Origin of the sequence: Chitinophaga sp. 180180018-3 (assembly GCF_037893185.1) — a bacterium.
In the GTDB taxonomy this organism is placed as follows: Bacteria; Bacteroidota; Bacteroidia; order Chitinophagales; family Chitinophagaceae; genus Chitinophaga.
The window spans coordinates 7,187,234-7,206,536 of sequence record NZ_CP140772.1 but is presented as its reverse complement, the minus strand read 5'-3'; the positions used below and the strand labels follow the sequence as shown (position 1 = coordinate 7,206,536).

At 47.0% G+C, this 19,303-nt stretch carries 11 protein-coding genes; 9 read left to right on the top strand and 2 right to left on the bottom strand.

Annotated elements, in window-relative coordinates; genetic code table 11:
- Positions 1 to 4: 4 nt before the first annotated feature.
- Positions 5 to 1,345 (bottom strand): ATP-binding protein, encoded by a 1,341-nt coding sequence (locus UNH61_RS28340; RefSeq protein ID WP_326995374.1) that lies wholly within the window; start codon positions 1,343 to 1,345, stop codon positions 5 to 7.
- 103 nt (positions 1,346 to 1,448) lie between these two features.
- On the bottom strand, positions 1,449 to 2,801 hold the full coding sequence (locus UNH61_RS28335; RefSeq protein WP_339071586.1) for a sigma-54 dependent transcriptional regulator: 1,353 nt from the start codon (positions 2,799 to 2,801) through the stop codon (positions 1,449 to 1,451).
- Between the two features lie 215 nt (positions 2,802 to 3,016).
- Between UNH61_RS28335 and UNH61_RS28330 the strand changes: the two genes are divergently transcribed.
- The 9 genes from UNH61_RS28330 (at position 3,017) to UNH61_RS28290 (ending at position 19,279) form a co-directional block, all read left to right on the top strand.
- Complete coding sequence (locus UNH61_RS28330) at positions 3,017 to 4,264, top strand: efflux RND transporter periplasmic adaptor subunit (protein ID WP_326995372.1); 1,248 nt, start codon at positions 3,017 to 3,019, stop codon at positions 4,262 to 4,264.
- Between the two features lie 50 nt (positions 4,265 to 4,314).
- Entirely contained in the window at positions 4,315 to 5,004 is a 690-nt protein-coding gene (locus UNH61_RS28325; RefSeq protein WP_326995371.1) for an ABC transporter ATP-binding protein, read from the top strand.
- Positions 5,005 to 5,031: 27 nt separating this feature from the next.
- Positions 5,032 to 7,446 (top strand): ABC transporter permease, encoded by a 2,415-nt coding sequence (locus UNH61_RS28320; RefSeq protein WP_326995370.1) that lies wholly within the window; start codon positions 5,032 to 5,034, stop codon positions 7,444 to 7,446.
- Between the two features lies 1 nt (position 7,447).
- The gene (locus UNH61_RS28315; protein ID WP_326995369.1) at positions 7,448 to 9,802 is read left to right on the top strand and encodes an ABC transporter permease; all 2,355 of its coding nucleotides are present in this window, start codon (positions 7,448 to 7,450) and stop codon (positions 9,800 to 9,802) included.
- Position 9,803: 1 nt separating this feature from the next.
- Positions 9,804 to 12,194: an ABC transporter permease gene (locus UNH61_RS28310; protein ID WP_326995368.1), complete on the top strand. Its 2,391-nt coding sequence runs from the start codon at positions 9,804 to 9,806 to the stop codon at positions 12,192 to 12,194.
- 5 nt (positions 12,195 to 12,199) lie between these two features.
- The gene (locus tag UNH61_RS28305) at positions 12,200 to 14,590 is read left to right on the top strand and encodes an ABC transporter permease (RefSeq protein WP_326995367.1); all 2,391 of its coding nucleotides are present in this window, start codon (positions 12,200 to 12,202) and stop codon (positions 14,588 to 14,590) included.
- 71 nt (positions 14,591 to 14,661) lie between these two features.
- Positions 14,662 to 17,037: an ABC transporter permease gene (locus UNH61_RS28300; protein ID WP_326995366.1), complete on the top strand. Its 2,376-nt coding sequence runs from the start codon at positions 14,662 to 14,664 to the stop codon at positions 17,035 to 17,037.
- Between the two features lie 80 nt (positions 17,038 to 17,117).
- Complete coding sequence (locus UNH61_RS28295; protein WP_326995365.1) at positions 17,118 to 17,783, top strand: ABC transporter ATP-binding protein; 666 nt, start codon at positions 17,118 to 17,120, stop codon at positions 17,781 to 17,783.
- Between the two features lie 146 nt (positions 17,784 to 17,929).
- Positions 17,930 to 19,279, top strand: coding sequence for a TolC family protein (locus UNH61_RS28290; protein WP_326995364.1), 1,350 nt, complete (start codon positions 17,930 to 17,932; stop codon positions 19,277 to 19,279).
- Positions 19,280 to 19,303 lie beyond the last annotated feature (24 nt).

Genomic DNA, 19,303 nt, shown 5'->3' with positions numbered 1-19,303 from the left:
GCGGTTATGAATTTAACAGCACATAAAACGTTGTTCCATTACCGTTAGTACCAGGACTGATTACTTTCAGTTGCCCTCCATGCATCTGTATGATTTGTTGTGAAAGACTCAGTCCGATACCGGATCCTTTCTTTTTGGTTGTAAAGAAAGGAATAAAGATCTTATTCATCGCATCTTCATCAATACCTGGGCCGTTATCCGTAATTTCTATACAGACCTGTTGGGCATTGTTAAGATACAGTTTCATACTGATAGTACCATGTGGCGTATGCTCCAGTGCATCCATGGCGTTTTTTACAAGGTTGATGAGTACCATTTGGAGCTGGGAGGTATCGGCATGTATTTCAGTGTTGTCTGCGTCTATCTCCAGCAGGAACCGGATATCAGCCTGCTTCATATCGGCCTGGAATAAGCTGGCAACGGAGTTGACGAGGGTTTTGACGTTTACGGTGGTGAACTGAGGCTGTGGGAGGGTCGTGTAGTCGCGGTAAGCGTTTACGAAGTTCATGATGCCCTTGCTCCGGCTTTCGACGGTTTGCAGTGCTTCCCGGAGGTCGGAGATTCCTTCCTGATTGGGTGTGCCGGGAGCGATGTCCAGGTCAACTATTTCCTGCATCGTACTGATCAATGATACGATGGGGGTTACAGAGTTCATGATCTCGTGCCGAAGGATCTTGGTCAGGTTTTGCCAGGCCTCCAGCTCTTTCTTTTGCAGTTCGGAATGGATGTTTTGAATAGAGATGAGTTTGATGAGCCGGCCCTGTAACCGTACTGTAGCGGCGTGTATGGATAACTGTTGCTCCTGCCGTGTAGCATAGAGAGTTTTGGTGCCGGAAGGGAGTTCCATCAACAGCTCTGCCAGACCGGGATGTACCGTTTTCAATTCCTGCAGATTACGGAGCCGGTAAATACCCAGCAGGCGAAATGCTGCCGGGTTGATCAATTCAATTCTTCCGTCTGCATCGAAAGACAGCACCCCAATACTGATATGCTGTACGATGGTATCAATATATTTCAGGTTGGCTTCTTTCTCTGCCCTGGTTTGCCTGAATGCTTCCAGTACTTCATTGAATTGCTGATTCAGCATGCTAAAGCTTTTCCCGAGCTTGTTATCGGCGCTGAACCGGATGGAGAAATCCTCGTAACGAATGGATTCCAGGAACAGGGTTAATTTCCGGTTGACGCGGTTCAGGTAGTAATAAAGCCCATATATCTGCAGCAGTATCAGCGGTGATACAAGGAAGGACAGTGGCTGCATATTTTGCAGAAACAGCCAGATCGCCACCGCAAGAGTGACTGTCAGCAGGATTACCCGCAGGCAGATATTGATACTGAAACGAGTCATGCAGGGAGCGGGTTGTTTTGATGCAAGGAAGTTGTTAGCCTTTAATTGTTGATTGATATTTTATTTTTGATAAAAACACCGGTCAGCAACTAAAGGCTAATAGCTATATGTTGTACTTCTCCAGGCGCCGGTACAGTGCAGCACGACTTAATCCCAGTTCTTTTGCGGCCTCTGTGATATTACCATTGCATTTTTTCATGGCCTGAGTGATCATGTTGCGTTCCATTTCTTCCAGGTTATAACCGGTGTCCATGGCCTGATCGGAGTTGTTGTTATTTTTAACGAATACATCTTTCGGCTGCAGGGTTTTCCCCTGTGACAATATCACCGCTCTTTCGATAGCATGTTGCAGCTCACGGATATTGCCGGGCCAGTCGTACCGCTGCAGTTGTGCAATCAGCGATTCATGTATGCTGTTTACAGGACGTTTGTATTTGTCGCGGTACAGCTGCATGAAATGTTCTGCGAGCGGAATAATATCTTCCACTCTTTCCCGCAGCGGGGGCAGATGTATTTCGATGGTGTTAATGCGGTAGAGTAAGTCCTGGCGAAACAGGTGCTGGGCGGCCATGTGCTGTATATTGCGGTTAGTGGCGCATATCAACCTGACGTCGATGGGTATGTTCTTATTGGAGCCTACTTTGGTGACTGATCTGTTTTGCAGTACTGTCAGCAGTTTAGCCTGAAATGGGATGGAGATATTACCGATCTCATCCAGGAAAATGGAGCCGCCATTGGATTCTTCAAAGCGGCCGGCGCGGTCGTCGCGGGCATCAGTGAAAGCGCCTTTTACGTGTCCGAAAAGCTCGCTTTCAAACAGGGTTTCGCTGATGGCACCGAGGTCAACACTCACAAAGGGTTTACCGCTGCGGTTAGATTGTGCATGGATCTGTCGGGCCAGCATATCTTTCCCGGTACCGTTTTCTCCCAGTATCAGGATATTGGCATCGGTAGCTGCTACCCGCGAAACGGTATCAAAAACAGCCAGCATGGCCGGGCTTTTTCCGATGATTTGTCCGTTTCCGGGTTGATGAACAGCTCCCACAGGTTTGTGCAGTAATGCTGCCCGTTTATTGTAGGCATTCTGAATGGTAGCCAGGAGCTTTTCATTCTCCCAGGGTTTCAGCACAAAATCAACTGCTCCGGCCTTAATAGCCCGTACCGCCATTTCTACATCGCCATAGGCAGTAAACAACACCACGGCAGTTTCCGGCTTGATATCAAGTATACGGTCCAGCCATTCAAATCCTTCTTTCCCGCTACTCAGGTCACGGGTAAAGTTCATATCCAGCAGAATTACATCGTAATCGAAATTGGATACGAGATAGGGTATTTTTTGCGGATTCTTCTCAAAATCAACCTGTTCAAAATGTCGTTTCAGCAACAGGCGGGCGGCACGAAGAACATCCACATCATCGTCTACAATTAAAATCTTTGCTGGTTGCATGATGGTCATAAGCGATAGATGAATAGGCAACAATATTAAACAAAGATTCTTTCAATACCACAGCTAATTTGAGGAACTTTTAAAAGTGTCCGATTATGGACACCCCTTGTCCGGCAAAGGACGTTTTTTTAAGGGGGTATTCGCTGTAATGCGCTGTGGTAGCATGTTTTGTGCTTTGGCATGTGGATTGACTTTCTCCGGTCAGCAAACTTTTCGCTCATAACATGGATAGAAAAATAGAAAAGAAGTTCTGGAACAGGAAACGCATCATGATGATAAGCGGTGGTGCAGTAGTGGTAATGCTGCTGTTGTACACGCTGATCTTTGCTGATCACCGGGCTACTCTTAACGTAGAGAAGGACAAGATTACTATATCTGCCGTTAAAAAAGGAACCTTTGATGTATATATAGCTGTAACTGCTGTAGTAATGCCGTTAAAGACCATCCGGCTGGATGCCATAGAGGGTGGTTATGTATCGCGCAAATACCTGGAAGGAGGTAGCATGGTGAAAGCCGGCGATTCCATTCTCCGGTTGGATAACCAACATATGATGATGGAATTTGTGAATCATGAAACCGAAATATACCGGTTACGTAACGAATTGCAGAATACCCGTTTGTCTATCCGTCAGCAGGAATTTACCATGCAGCAGACCATTTCCGACCTGGATGCCAAGATTGCGACCGCCCAGGACCTGTACGACCGGAATAAACAACTGGTAGAGGAAAAAATTGTTGCCCGTCAGGACTTCAACAAGAATAAGTATGAACTGGAGGGATTGCTCCGGCAACGGGATATCCAGAGTCAGTCGCAGCAATACCAGCGCGAGAACGCCAAAATGCAGATAACCCAGCTGGAAGGAACACTGGCTCGTACCCAGCGGAACCTGGAGCTGATGCGCGAAAACCTGAACAGCCTGATCGTAAAAGCCCCGGTAGCCGGCCAGCTGTCTTCGATTGATGTGGAAGTAGGATCCAGTATTACTGCCGGCCAGAATATCGGACAGATCGACGATTTGAACGGATTCAAGCTGAGGGCCGATATCGACGAACACTATGTATCACAGGTTTTTGCCGGGTTGAAAGCGACTTTTGAATTTGATGGAAAGAGTTACGACATGGTGGTTACCAAAGTTTATCCGGAAGTAAAAAGTGGCCGTTTCCAGGCGGATATGAACTTCGAGAAACAAACCCCCGATGGTATCCGTCGCGGGCAATCGACGCCCATCCGGCTGGTACTGGGTAAATCTGCTGAAGCAATACTGCTGCCGCTGGGAGGCTTCTTCTCTGATACCGGTGGTAACTGGGTATATGTAGTAGATAAGAGTGGCAAGCGGGCTGTTAAAAGGAATATTTCACTGGGCCGCAAAAATCCTTTATATTTTGAAGTGCTGGAAGGATTGCAACCGGGCGACCAGGTGATCACTTCATCGTACGAAAACTTCGGGAACAAAGACGTCTTATCATTTTAATATTCATTCATCCATTCTTAATAAATCAGTACTTAAAACAAAATACTCTTATGATACGCACTGTTAACTTACAGAAGTTGTTTACAACAGAAGAAGTGGAAACCACTGCTCTCAACGGGATCAACATGGAAATTCAGGATGGCGAATTTGTGGCCATCATGGGGCCGTCGGGTTGCGGCAAATCTACTTTACTGAACATCCTCGGGTTGCTGGATAACCCTTCTGATGGGGAATATCACTTCTGGGGTAAAGAGGTAGCGCGTATGAGTGAACGTCAGCGGGCGCAGCTTCGTAAGGGTTCTATCGGTTTTGTTTTCCAGAGCTTTAACCTGATAGATGAGTTAACGGTTTTTGAAAATGTGGAGCTGCCGTTATTGTATCTGAAGGTGCCTGCTGCAGAGAGGAAAGGTAAGGTAGAGGAAGTGCTGGAACGTATGAATATCATGCACCGGCGGAATCACTTTCCCCAGCAGTTGTCGGGTGGTCAGCAGCAGCGTGTGGCGATTGCCCGCGCAGTAGTTGCAAAGCCTAATCTGATACTGGCGGATGAGCCCACCGGTAACCTGGACTCTACCAACGGGGAAGAAGTAATGAAGCTGTTGCAGGAGCTTAACAATGCAGGTACTACGCTGATCATGGTAACACACTCTCCATATGATGCCGGGTTTGCACACCGTATTATCAATCTGTTTGATGGTCGGGTAGTGACAGAGAATATCAAGGAGCAGTTTCATGTGTGATTTTTTCCGCCATTCTAAAACCACATCATGATGTTTCGGAATTATTTCAAAATCGCTATCCGCCATTTAAAAAGGCATAAGCTCATTACTGTAATTAATGTTGCAGGGCTTGCAGTAGGCATGGCCTGTTGCATGCTGATTGTTTTGTATGTACGGAATGAGCTGAGTTTCGATAAGTTCCACCGCAATGCTGGTGATATTTACCGGGTCACAACCGGATTCCAAAGGCCCAGTAACAAGCAGATCGACTATGGATCAACCACTCAGTTCCCCATCGGTCCGAATTTGAAAAGCGATATCAGTAGTATCAAAGACGCAGTACGTATCTATTATCCGGGGAATACCCTTTTTACTGTTGGAGAAAAGAAAATTTGGGAAGAAAACACCGGGTACGCTGATGCAGGCTTTTTTAAAATGTTTGATTTTCCGCTGCTGGAAGGTGATCCTGCCACCGTTCTCAAGGAACCTTATTCTATAGTACTTTCCGCTGCTGCTGCAAATAAATATTTCGGAAAAGAATCGCCTGTAGGAAAAACCATAAAAGTAGGTAACGACTATGCCTGTACTGTTACTGGTGTCATGAAGGATATGCCTGCGAATACCGAGCTGCAAATGAGCATGATCCAGTCGTATAAAACATGGGTGGATGAGAAGATAAAGGAGAAATGGTATATTGAGCGCGAGTGGTTTAACTTCTCCAACAATTTTACGTTTGTGCAATTGCCGGAGCATACCAACCCCCGGCAGGTAGAAGCAGAAATGCGGTCATTCACAGACCGGCATATTGGCCCTATACTGAAAAGAATCGGTGGTCAGTTCGAGCTGTTATTGCAGCCAATTACCCGCGCGCATCTGCATCCGTTGGGAGATAGGGGAGACGTAGATGATTCCCCGATGATCTGGCTGTATGTTGCCATTGCTGCATTTCTTGTATTGATCGCCTGCATCAATTTTATGAACCTCACCACTGCCCGTGCGCATGAAAGGGCGAAAGAAGTAGGACTGCGTAAGGTGATGGGTGCAGAAAGAAAGAACCTCATTCTTCAGTTTCTCACCGAATCAATGGTAATCAGTGTTATCTCCTTTATACTGGCACTTTTACTGGCCGCGTTGCTGTTACCTGCGTTTAACAGGATAACCGGAGGAGAGCTGAGATTGTTTGATTCAGCGGATACGTTTATTTATACCGGTTTGCTGTTACTGGTGCTGTCTGTAGGACTGGTAGCCGGCAGTTATCCTGCATTGTATCTTTCCGGATTATTGCCGGTAAGAGTACTGAAAGGAACACTGATTACATCGGCTTCAGGAGTGTTTGCGCGTAAAGGACTTGTGGTATCGCAATTTGCCGTAGCGGTTGCATTGATCATTTCTACGGTAGTAGTATATTCCCAACTGAGATACTGGCAGGATAAGAACCTGGGATTTGATAAGGAACGCCTGGTAAATGTATACCTGACCGGCATTGACTCCGTGAGTGAGAAGATGGTACTGAAAGAGCATCTGCTGCAATTGCCGGAAGTGGAAAATGCATCCATACATAATATGTTGTTGGGTGATGGAATATTCAATAACAACCCGGTAGTAGCTGAAGGTGGCCAGGATAGAGAAGCTTTTGTAGCGGGCATTATTGAATCGGATTTCGACCTGTTAAAAACAATGGGTATCAAACTGGTAGCGGGGAGGGATTTCAATCCGCAAATGGCAACAGATTCTACAGATGCCTTTATCGTCAATAAAGCCGCAGCAAGGCAGTTAGGGCTCAACGATCCTATCGGCAAACGTATTGAATGGAGGCCGGGGTATATGAACCGGCATGGTACTATCGTAGGAATGGTGGAGGATTTCAACGTCCGTAATCTGCGGCAGGCGGTGACCCCTGTTATTTATCTGGTGCGCCCGAAGGAAACTGCTATTGCGACGCTGCGCCTGCGCCCGGGTGATCATGTGGCAGCGATGAAAAAAGCAGCAGCCGTCTGGAATCAGCTGAAACCTGATATCCCCTTTAACTACTCATTTGTTGAAAACGACATTGCAAAACAATATGCCTCCGAACGCACATTGGGAAAGCTGTTCGGCATCTTTTCAGGCCTGGCAATTTTCATAGCCTGTATGGGCTTGTTCGGCCTGTCGGTATTGATTTCCCGCCAACGTACCAAAGAAGTGGGTATCCGCAAAGTATTAGGAGCATCTGTTGCAAATATTTCTGTGCTGCTATCTACAGATTTTCTCAAACTGGTGCTGGTAGGCATTTGCATTGCTTCTCCACTTGCCTGGTACGGGATGAACAAATGGCTGCAACACTTTGAATACAGGATATATATACAGTGGTGGGTATATGCCCTCAGCGCGCTGGCGGTAATTGTTATAGCGCTGGGAACTGTTGGTGTGCAGGCTATCCGCGCTGCATTAACCAATCCTGTTAAATCACTTAGATCCGAATAACATGATTAGAAACTATTTCCGCATAGCCTGGAGAAATCTTCAGAGAAGCCGCTTCTTTGCGACCATCAACATTGCTGGTCTGGCCTTCGGAATGGCGGTATGTATGTTTATTTTATGCTGGGTGATGGATGAATATAGTGTCGATCAATTCCATTCCAACGGGAAAAATATTTATCGTCTTAATGTGAATGTTAACTGGGGCGGATTGCAAACAATGGGCGTGACCCCTGTTGTGGCAGGAGATGATATGAAGAACGCGTTCCCTGAAATCACTGCTAATGTTAAACTGAGGCCACTCGATGATAACCTGCCGGTAACTACAGCCGGAGGTACACAGTTGTTGAAGCATCTCATATACGTTACACCTAATTTTCTGGAGGAACTGGATTTTCCATTGCTGGAAGGAGACCGGCGCAGCGCGTTGACGCAGCCGGATGCAGTGGTGCTTACTGCTTCTACCGCAAAGAAAATATTTGGCAACAGTCAGGCAATGGGAAAGATCCTGAGGCTGGACAGTGCCAGGAACCTGATAGTTACAGGCATCGCCAAAGACGTACCCACGTCTTCTTCCTGGCAATTCGATCTGCTATTGCCTTTCGAAGCAACCGTTAAGCAAAGTCCGTGGCTGCTTAAAAGAGGAAGCTACTCTGTTTGCAACTATATGGTGGTGAAACCTGGTACCAACATCGATCAGCTGACGCAGAAGGTGCAGCAGCATATGAAAAAAATAGCTCCCGATGTAGATGCGCAGTTTTGGTTTCAGCCGTTCCCTGATATCTATCTACATTCAAAATATGACAACGGGAAAGTAAGCGGTGGACGGATTGCGTATGTAAGATTGTTTTTCATTACGGCATTGATTGTACTGGCTATTGCCTGTATTAACTTCATCAATCTTTCTACCGCGCAGGCGTCTAAGAGAGCAAGAGAGGTAGGTGTACGAAAAACAATGGGTGCCTCCCGCTATTCCCTGATCATGCAGTTCACCGGCGAAGCGCTGCTGATGAGTATCATTGCGGCATTGCTGGCCGCAGTGATAGTGATCCTGTTAATGCCCGTATTTAATGATTTTACCGGTAAGCATATTGTGTTTACCTGGGAGATGGTAATGAAATATCTACCCGGGTTACTGGCGCTGATACTGGTTACCGGCTTGCTGGCGGGATGTTATCCTGCATTTGTATTGTCTGGTTTCCTGCCGGTAAAAGTGTTGAAGGGAGATACCGGCAGCGGAGGAACGTCCCTCTTCCGGAGAAACCTGGTAGTGGTGCAGTTCATGCTTTCATTCATCTTCATAGTAAGCAGTGTGGTGGTTTATCAGCAAATGCAATATATCTATCACCGTAACCTGGGAGTGGATAAGGAAAATGTGATGTATCTGCAACTCGACAACGATTTTGCAAAGAACCGGCAGGCCGTTGAACAGGCGATTGATCAATTGCCATCCGTTAAATCCTACACCCTGAGCAGTGATCTGCCGGTGGATATCAGCGGGTCGAGTGCCGATTTGAACTGGGAGGGAAAGCCGGAGAAGCTGATACTGAGTACGGCTCCTTTGCAGGTGGGATACGATTATGTAGCTACTATGGGAATGACGATGATGAAAGGACGTGATTTTTCCCGCGACTTTGCCAGCGATTCCGGCGCCTATATTATCAATGAAACAGCTGCCCGTACAATGGGTATGGCAGATCCGATAGGGAAGGAGATTTCCTTCTGGAAAGGAAAAGGAAGGATTATCGGGGTGGTGAAGGACTTCCATTTTAAATCCATGAGGGAAAACATCAATCCGATGGTAATGATGCTGGAGCCAAAGGATAACAACTACCTGGTGATTCGTTTGAGAAATGGAGATGTAGCTGCACAGGTAGCATCCATAGAGAAGGTCTATAACACATTGAACCCTGGTCATCCGGCCGATTATCATTTCATGGATACATTATTTGATAACCTTTACCGTACAGAGAGTATGTTGAAGAAACTGGCCCAGGTATTTGCAGTGGTAGCCGTGCTGATTTCCTGTCTGGGATTATTTGGATTGTCGGTGTTCACCGCTGAGCAGCGCAGAAAGGAAATCAGTATCCGTAAGGTAATGGGCGCATCTGTTGCGAATGTAACTACGCTGTTATCATCCGCATTCCTGCGCCTGGTGCTCATCAGCATCCTGGTGGCTACACCGCTGAGTTGGTATCTGATGAACAAATGGTTGTCTGGTTTCGCCTATCATACCGGCTTGTCGGCCGGCATATTTATATACTCCGCAATGGGAGCCATACTGATTGCCCTGGCAACAGTGGCTTATCAGTCTGTAAAGGCTGCATTGGCTAATCCCGTTCACTCACTAAAAGCAGAATAAAATGATCAGGCGTTATCTCATCATAGCAATCAGGAATCTGCACCGGCAAAAGTTGTTTACTTTGATCAATATCGCCGGGCTGGCTGTCAGCATGACAATATGCCTGATTGTGATGATGCATCAACGCGATGTTTTTAGTTACGATAAATTCCATTCTCATGCCGATCGTATCTGGCGGATCACCACACAGGTGCAAACACCGGATGGACGGAAATATCATATGGCCAGTACTCCCTTACCCATGGGAGAAGAGATCAGGAACAGTTACCCGGCCGTAGAGAAAGCAGTAACCCTGTATGCTGCGTTAAATGAAAAAGGAAGAGTAGATAAAAAGAAGATAAATGTGAAAGGAGTATTTACCACTCCGTCCTTTTTCGACGTGTTCGGGTTTAAGCTGGCCGCCGGAGATCCGCGTACGGCGCTGAATTCGCCGAATAGCATTATACTGACAACGGAAACGGCTCAACGTTTTTTCGGTGCTGCAGACCCCATGGGTAAAATGATCAGCTTCGATAAAATGGGTAACTATATTGTGACCGGAATACTCCAGCCCAATCAGGGCTTATCGCATATCGACTTCGATGCTTATGCCTCATTGTCGTCAGTGCCCGCATTGGAGCAGGTGCATAATTTGCCTGAAAGGTTACAAAACTGGGATATCCTGCAGGGAAGTTATACCTATGTGCTCATGCGGCCAGGTAAAGGAGAGAAGGCGCTTGATGCCGTGCTGAACGGGCTCGGTACACGTTACGCAGATATGCCGGCAAAGGGGAAGGGAAGCCTGGTATTTGAGCCACAGGCATTGAGCCGCATTACGCCATCCCGTGAGCTTTATGACGATTTCTCCGGTACGCCCCCCTGGGCCAAAATCCTGACAGAAGTAGGGGTGGGGCTGCTGCTGCTTATTTGTGCCTGCTTTAATTATACCAACCTTTCCATTGTGCGCTCCTTACAACGTGCCCGTGAAGTTGGCGTTCGTAAGGTGAACGGGGCGATGCGCTGGCAGGTGTTCATGCAATTTATCACCGAATCTGTATTCATGTGTTTCATTGCACTGGTGCTGGCGGTATTGATGCTGTTAGCGATGCAATCCACTCATTTCAGCATATTACCTGTACCGGATATCAACCTGTTCAGCTGGCAGTTGCTGGTACTGTTTTTTTCTTTCAGTCTTATTACAGGGATTGTAGCGGGAGTAATACCAGCCTGGGCCCTGTCGTCGTTCCAGCCGGCGAAAGTGCTGAAGAATATGGTGGATATTAAATTGTTCGGAGGATTGGGGCTGAGAAAAACGCTCATCGTTATTCAGTTTACGCTTTCACTGACCGCTATCGTTTTCCTGGTAACCGTTTACCGGCAGTTTCACTTTAAAGCCGCTATGGACATGGGATTTCAACGGAAAGAGATACTGAATGTACCCCTGGCCGATGTGGATTATCAGCTGATGAAAGAAAGGATGCTGCAACTGAATGGTGTAACCGCTGCTACTGCCAGTTCAGGAACACTGGGAATGCCCAGGCAATGCAGTTTCTGCCGCCTGAGATCGGGCGACAGCAAACAACCTGTCGAATTCGGGTACTATGCGGGCGATGCAAATTTTGTGAAGATAATGGACCTGAAGTTGCTGGCTGGTACTACGTTCCCGGAAGCAGCTTCGGCAAACAGGGAACAATATGTTATCATCAACGAGCGGGCTGTAAGCGTAATGGGGCTGAAAAGCCCGGCAGATGCTATTGGTAAGGCATTGTGGCTTTCTGATACTGTTCAGTTGAATGTAATAGGCGTAGTAAAAGATTTTAACTATCAGCCGATAGAAGTAAATATCCAGCCGTTCGCCATACGCTTTGCGCCGCAGGAATTCAACCAGCTGCAGCTGGCAATGGCAAAAGGGAATGAAGAACAACAGCTGGCAGGAGTGAAAACGGTATGGCAGGAAATGCATCCGGGCGAAACGTTTACTGCCGGCTGGATGGACGAACAGTTATACGAACGTACCAGCGGAGGAGAAGTGGTTGCTATGTTGTCTTTCCTGGTATCCATCACTACAATGATAGCCTCGCTGGGATTGTTGGGGATAGTAGCCTACACCTCTTTTACAAGGCGCAAGGAAATCAGTATCCGCAAAGTGCTGGGCGCTACTGTTATGGGATTGATGCTGCTGTTGTCGCGCAACTACATCAGACTGATCATTATTGCCGGTTGTATAGCATTGCCGCTGGGATATATAGGAAGCGCATTATTCCTGCAATTATTTGCTTACCGGGTGAATGTCGGTGTTTTGCCGATGCTAGGCAGCTTTGGCATACTGGTACTGATCGCATTGGTGACGATTTTTTCACAAACGTGGAGAGCGATTGACGTTAATCCCGTCAATAATCTCAGGAACGATTAAATGATATGCTACTTTTTAACTACATAAAACTTGCATGGCGTAATCTGATAAAGAGCAAATTGTACAGCTTCATCAACATCGGTGGACTGGCAGCGGGGCTTTGTGTATGTATGCTGATCATGTTGTATGTGGCACATGAATACAGCTATGATCGTTTCCATAAAGATAAAGACAGGATTTTTGCGCTGTATCAGCGGATAAAGCTTAGTAACGATACATTACAGATAGATCATTTTAAGTTCGGCACTGCCCGGGCAATACAACACCAGAATGCTGCAGTAGAAAGTTTTTTACGTGTAGGCGGTCCCGTAGGAGAGACTGCTGTTATCGAGAATCCGGCAGATCCTGCGAGCAAAGCAGAAGCGACCAACCTCTCGTTTACAGATGCCGGTTATTTCATTTTTTTCTCCTTCCCGCTGTTGCAGGGAGATCCGGAAACGGCGCTGAAACAGCCTTTCAGTATAGTGATTTCAGCATCGGCTGCCCGCAGGTATTTTGGTAATGAAGATGTGATTGGGAAGCAGTTACGTTACAATAGCCAGTATCTTTTCCAGGTGACCGGCGTAATGGCCGATGCTCCTTCCAATTCTTCCATTAAGGCCGATTTCCTGCTTTCTATGGCCAGTATACCGGGTATTGAGTCGCTGAAGCAATTCGCAGCAGACGCGCAGGGGGTCGGGGGAATGTTCAATGTATACCTGAAGCTGGATGCGCCGGCCCATGCCACTGCGGTGGCTGGTAATATCAGCCGGCAACAGGCAGCCGACGGAGAGCCCGGACGGTCTTTGCTGGTGCCGTTTACTGATTTGCATACCAGCCCGCAATTCAACCCCGGTTTCAGTTTGCGTTATCTGAAACTGTTTCCGGTAGTGGCTATACTGGTGCTGCTGATGGCGCTGATCAATTATATGAGTCTTTCTACTGCCAGAGCAACGGTTCGTGCCCGCGAAATAGGCGTAAGAAAGGCGTTGGGAGCAGGCCATAAGCATATAGCCCGGCAATTTTATGTGGAGTCTGCATTGTATGCGGTGCTGGCCTTTTTACTAGCCCTGGGGCTTTGTTTTTGCGGTAGGAATTGGTTTTTCAATCTGCTGCAGCTGAAAACAGACCTGCGTTTTCTTTTTCATCCAACCGTACTCACGATATATGCCGCCTTACTGCTGATCACTATTGTGGTGGCCGGGAGCTACCCTTCGTTTGTGCTATCGCGTTATAACCCGATAACGGTATTGTCGGGGAAGATGAGAAAAAGCAGTGGCGGTGCATCCGTCAGAAAGGTATTGACGGTAGCTCAATTCAGTATGGCTACCCTGTTGATCATTTGCAGCATAGTCATTAACCGGCAGCTTTATTTCTTCCGCCACACCAATACAGGAATCAGTAAAGCAAATATCCTGATGCTGCCATTTCAGAGTTCCATGGGAAACCACTATCAGGCCTATCGCCAGCAGGTGAGTGAGCTGAATGGGGTATTGGAAACCGGAACGGCCAGGTATCCTTTGTACGGAGGGCTTGGGATGTGGTTTATCCAGGAAGAAGCTCCCCGGCCGGGACTGGCGCTCTGGATGATGGATATGGATCGCCCCTTATTGAACATGGAAGGATTGCAATGGAAGATACCTCCGGCGGATATGACGCAGGTAGGTATGGAAGAAAAAATAGTGCTGAATGAAGTAGCGGTGGAACGCCTGGGATTTACATCGTCGCCTGTGGGCAGGTATGTTAACCTGGGAGGAAATAAAATGGAAGTAATAGGTGTGGTAAAAGATTTTCATTTTCAATCCCTTCATTCAGCGATTGCGCCATTGGGGATTACTGTGCAAACAGCGTCGTCGGCGCTATGGGGAAGTAAAAGCCCCGGCTGTTTATTTGTAAAAATAGCGCCGGAGCAGGATCTGCCTGCGTTGATTGCGCAGATCAGGAAGATCTATACTGCGTATGATCCGGCAGGCCCGTTTAAATACAATTTTCTGGATGAGGCTTTTGAGAAGATGTACACAGCGGAAGACAGGCTCTCCGGCTTGTTTGACGGATTTACGGTGCTGACTATTCTCATCGCAGGAATGGGTTTGTTGGGGCTGGCCGCTTTTGCGGCGGAACAGCGGATGAAGGAAATCGGAGTCAGGAAAGTACTCGGGGCAAGCGTGCTGCAGATTACAGCGCTGCTTTCCGGAGAGTATGTCCGGCTGATTATTATAGCATTGGCGATCGCGTCGCCGGTGGCAGGATACCTGATGCACCAATGGTTGCAACAGTTTGCATATCGTATTCATATGCAACCCTGGATGTTTGTGTTATCGGCCTGTATTGCCGCTGCAACAGCACTGCTGGCAATAGGAGCACAAACATTGAAAGCCGCCGTGCGAAATCCGGTCGCAACATTACGAGTAGAATAACAAGTGAACAGCAATTCAGAGTGCGTATCTACGCGCCCTGTTTTTCTTTTTTAACAATAAAAACAACCAGGATGTTTATCAGTTACCTGAAGATTGCCGCAAGAAACCTTGTAAAAAGAAAATTATATACGCTGATCAATGTCACCGGGCTTGCGGTGGGGATAGGCTGTTTTTTGTTGCTATCGCTGTATCTGCGGAACGAATGGACTTATGACCGCTTTCACGAGCACGGAAAGCAGCTGTATCGCATGCGAACAGATTACGGAGAAAAAGACCAGCCGGTCGTGCATACTGCTATGACGATGAACGCCCTGGCGCCGCTGATAAAGGATTTCTCCGGTGTGAAAATGGTAAGCAGGGTATATCCGTCGGCGTCAACAGTACGGAATGGAGATAAAATAACCACCGAAAAGCAGTTTATCTATACAGATCCTGATTTCTTCCGGATGTTCTCTTTTCCGCTGATAGCCGGAGATCCTGCCACTGCATTAAACGGGCCGGATATGGTGGTTTTGTCGGCCTCCACTGCGCGCAGATATTTTGGTACTACAGATATTGTGGGGAAGCTCCTGAAGATTGACGACAAAAGTTACCAGGTGACCGGTGTGGCAAAAGATCCGCCAGCCAATACACATCTTAAATTTGATTTTGTTGCCAGTTACGCTTCTCTGGGAGAAAAGGATAACTGGAACAGACCTAATTATCTCACCTATGTAATGCTGGCAGATAATATTCCGGCAGATAAACTGCATCAGCAATTGCAGGGTTATATCAAAGATCGGTTTGGTAAAGTACTGGCGGCAGGGGCGACACTCGACCTTGTGCCGGAAGCCCTGGGCGATTTACATCTGCATTCCCTTGCCCAGGATGGATCAGAACAATACGGCGACATCCGTTACAACCGTATACTCACCGTTGTAGCGATACTCCTGTTGCTGGTGGCTTGTATCAATTTTGTAAACCTCGCTACAGCCCGTTCTGCAGAAAGAAGCCGGGAGATTGGCGTCCGTAAGGCATTGGGAGCCGTAAGAGGACAGGTTTTCTGGCAATTTATCGCAGAATCATTCCTTATTACAGGTTATGCACTGATAGTCGGGGTACTGATAGCAATGATATTGCTGCCATCTTTCAATAATATTGTCGGTGTAAAACTAGTGTTGGATTTCACTACCGGCTACTGGCTATATGCGCTGCTCGCACTCATTTTTATCACTACTGCTTTTGTTGCCGGCACTTACCCGGCCTTTTTCCTGGCGCGCTTCCGGCCTGTTCAAACGTTGAAAGGGCATACGCCGCTGGGTGGAAGGCGTATTCGCAAAACGCTGGTTGTTTTCCAGTTTGCAGCCTCTGTATTCTTTATTATCTGTACGCTGGTGGTACAACGGCAGTTGCATTATATACAGCATAAGCAATTGGGGCTCGACAGGTCCGGCGTATTGGTGCTGTCTGGCGGGAGGTTTGGCCAGCAGCAACTGGCAGCATTTAAAGAGCGTGTCTTGCAGCAGGCAGGCGTACAGTCGGTGAGTGCGTCTTATGATTCCCCCGTAGCAGTTGGCGGTGGCTATTCAATAGGCCAGGTGGAAGGAAAACGTCCCGAATTTGGGATGAACCTGACAGCGATACCGGTAGAGAAAGATTATCTCCGTACAATGGGTATCACCCTCCTGGCCGGATCAGATCTTACCAATGCTGATATACAGGATGTGCTGAAAGCGGAAAAAGACCAGGTATACCACTTCTTCCTGAATGAATCCGCCGTAAAAGCGCTGGGATGGACATCAGAAACAGCGTTGGGGAAAAGACTGGTGATGAACGGCCGGGCGGGCACGGTAAAAGGTGTCATGAAAGATTTTCACTTTGCGTCGATGAAGCTCAAAATTGAGCCAATCATCGTTTTTCCGGAATACAACTGGTTTGGACAGATACTGGTGAAAGTTTCGGGGAATAATCAGCAGGTGATCGCTGCCATCGGGAAGCTATGGAATGAATATCAGCAAGGTATTCCATTCGAGTATCATTTTATGGATGAAGACTTTAATAACCTGTATACCCAAGAGTACAAAACCGGGTATATAATGGCGGGGTTCTCTACGATCATTATACTGGTGGCTTGTCTTGGGCTATTCGGGCTGGTGGCATTTACAGCAGAACAGCGTACCCGGGAAATAGGGATCAGGAAAGTGCTGGGAGCTTCCGCCGGCAGCGTGGTATTGCTGCTGTCCAGGGATTTTATGAAGCTGGTGATGATTGCACTGCTTATTGCCTCTCCGCTGGCATGGTATGCCATGCAACACTGGCTGAATTCATTTGCGTATAATGCCGGTATGTCGGCCGGAGCGTTCCTGCTGGCAGGGGGCGCAGCAATCATTATTGCCATGGCAACGGCCAGTATGCAATCGGTAAAGGCTGCCCTGAGAAACCCGGTGGATAGTTTGCGATCAGAATAAGCCGGCCGGTTACTTTTAATTATATTGCTAAACCGATATGCAGATATAAACATTTCATTCAACAAACAAATTGACAGATCATGATTGAATTGCAGAAAATATCCAGATATTATCCAGTGGGATTAGGAAGAAACTTTATCCTGAAAGATATTGATCTTACCATCAACGAAGGAGAATTTGTATCTATAATGGGACCATCCGGATCGGGAAAATCTACCCTGCTGCATATTATGGGATTATTGGAAGAACCCTCTGAAGGACAGTACCTGTTCGACGGGGAGAAGGTAGATAAGATGAACGAGAAGAAAAGAACCCAGCTGCATCGCGGCGCTATAGGTTTTGTATTCCAGGCATATCACCTGATCGATGAACTGACCGTTTACGAGAATATCGAAACTCCGCTCTTATATAAAAATGTCAGCAGTTCGGAAAGAAAAAGCCGGGTAGCTGATGTACTCGACCGTTTCAATATGGTGGCCAAAAAAGACCTTTTCCCCAATCAACTCTCAGGAGGACAGCAACAACTGGTAGGTATTGCCAGGGCTATTGTGGCAGAACCCCGCGTGATATTGGCGGATGAACCCACCGGGAACCTGCATTCCGACCAGGCGAAGGTGATCATGCAACTGTTCAAGCACCTGAATGAGCAGGACAAGATTACCATTGTTCAGGTAACCCACTCGGATGTCAATGCCACATATGGTAATCGGATCATCCAACTTCGCGACGGTCATATCTATGAATAAAGGCGAATTACTTTTTAAATTTTTGTAAAAAAAAGACTATGTTGTACACTCAATTAGTGGAGTATACTGCCATACCTACTAAATTTTCGCCTTCTATCAAGAACGGCCGGAAACTATCGTCGCAATTATTATATTTTTGGTTTGTTATGAAGCTATCCCGAATAACAGGAATGTTCCTGATCATATTGTTTGCTAACACTATATCCGCTGAAGCCCAGGATACGTGGAGCCTTAAAAGGTGTGTGGATTATGCGTTGCAACATAACATAGGTGTTAAACAACAGGATGTACAAAAGCGTCTGGCGGATCTGACATATATGCAAAGTAAGCTCCAGAGGATTCCTGCGCTCAGTGGCTCTGCTAATGCAGGGTATACGGATGGTAGGTCGGCCAGTCTGACAGACAACAGCTACGTGAACCAGACCTATTTCAGTGCCAGTGGCGGTCTTAACCTGCAGGGTAACCTGTTCAGCTGGTTCGCCCAGCAACGGACCATAGCTGCCAACCGCTATACTGCAGAAGCCAACAGCTTCCTGCTGGAAAAAGCCCGGAACGACCTGGCATTTAATGTGGCTACCGCTTTTCTGCAAATATTATTGAACATAGAACAGGTAAAGGTAAATGAAGAAAATGTGCGCCTGACCACCTCTAACCTGGAGAATACCAAAAAACTGGTGATCGCCGGCTCCGTGCCGGAAAGTAATCAGGCCGACCTGGAAGCACAACTGGCTTCTGATAGTACTAACCTGGTTACCGCAAAAAATAATGTTATTCTTTCTATACTTCAGGAGAAGGCATACCTGAACCTCGGTTTTGAGATTCCTTTCGAGCCTGAAGTACCGGAAAATATCGCCTCGCTGCCTTTGGCGCCTTTGCAGGAAATGGGTCCTGAAATGGTTTACAGCGCAGCATTGACCAATTATCCTCAGGTAAAGTCTGATGAACTGATGATCAAAAGCGCCCAAAAATCCTGGCAGGCGACCAAATCACAGCTGTATCCTTCATTGGGTATACAGGGAGGGCTGAACACTTATTACGCCAATAACTATTTCGACCGGAATAATAAGTTAATACCTTTCAATGAACAGATCGACAATACATTCCGGAAAACAATAGGTATTGGAATGAACATTCCTATCTTTAATGGCTGGCAGCAGCGCACGGCAGTGGCCAAAGCAAAAGCTACCATACAGAATCAGGAACTGACCCGGGATCTGAACCGTCAGAAACTGAAGCAGGATATTTACACTGCCCACGCAAATGCCGTAGCTGCGCTGCAGAAATTTCATTCCACCACCACGGGGGTAATGTCCGCACAGAAAGCATATGATTTTGCGACCAAACGGTTTAATCTGGGGCTGATGAATACAATTGATTATATCACCACACAAAGTAAATTGTACCAGGCGCAAACTAATAGAGTAATAGCCCAATACGACTATATATTTAAAATGAAATTGCTGGAGTTCTACAGAGACCAGAAAATATCGCTGTAGCGATTCCCGGAAATTAATTGCTTT

Excerpts from the sequence above, each read along its gene's own strand:
- UNH61_RS28295 (WP_326995365.1), top strand. The coding sequence starts at position 17,118 with ATGATTGAATTGCAGAAAATATCCAGATATTATCCAGTGGGATTAGGA.
- UNH61_RS28290 (WP_326995364.1), top strand. The coding sequence starts at position 17,930 with ATGAAGCTATCCCGAATAACAGGAATGTTCCTGATCATATTGTTTGCT.
- UNH61_RS28330 (WP_326995372.1), top strand. The coding sequence starts at position 3,017 with ATGGATAGAAAAATAGAAAAGAAGTTCTGGAACAGGAAACGCATCATG.
- UNH61_RS28320 (WP_326995370.1), top strand. The coding sequence starts at position 5,032 with ATGATGTTTCGGAATTATTTCAAAATCGCTATCCGCCATTTAAAAAGG.
- UNH61_RS28325 (WP_326995371.1), top strand. The coding sequence starts at position 4,315 with ATGATACGCACTGTTAACTTACAGAAGTTGTTTACAACAGAAGAAGTG.
- UNH61_RS28300 (WP_326995366.1), top strand. The coding sequence starts at position 14,662 with ATGTTTATCAGTTACCTGAAGATTGCCGCAAGAAACCTTGTAAAAAGA.
- UNH61_RS28305 (WP_326995367.1), top strand. The coding sequence starts at position 12,200 with ATGCTACTTTTTAACTACATAAAACTTGCATGGCGTAATCTGATAAAG.
- UNH61_RS28340 (WP_326995374.1), bottom strand. The coding sequence starts at position 1,345 with ATGACTCGTTTCAGTATCAATATCTGCCTGCGGGTAATCCTGCTGACA.
- UNH61_RS28335 (WP_339071586.1), bottom strand. The coding sequence starts at position 2,801 with ATGACCATCATGCAACCAGCAAAGATTTTAATTGTAGACGATGATGTG.
- UNH61_RS28310 (WP_326995368.1), top strand. The coding sequence starts at position 9,804 with ATGATCAGGCGTTATCTCATCATAGCAATCAGGAATCTGCACCGGCAA.
- UNH61_RS28315 (WP_326995369.1), top strand. The coding sequence starts at position 7,448 with ATGATTAGAAACTATTTCCGCATAGCCTGGAGAAATCTTCAGAGAAGC.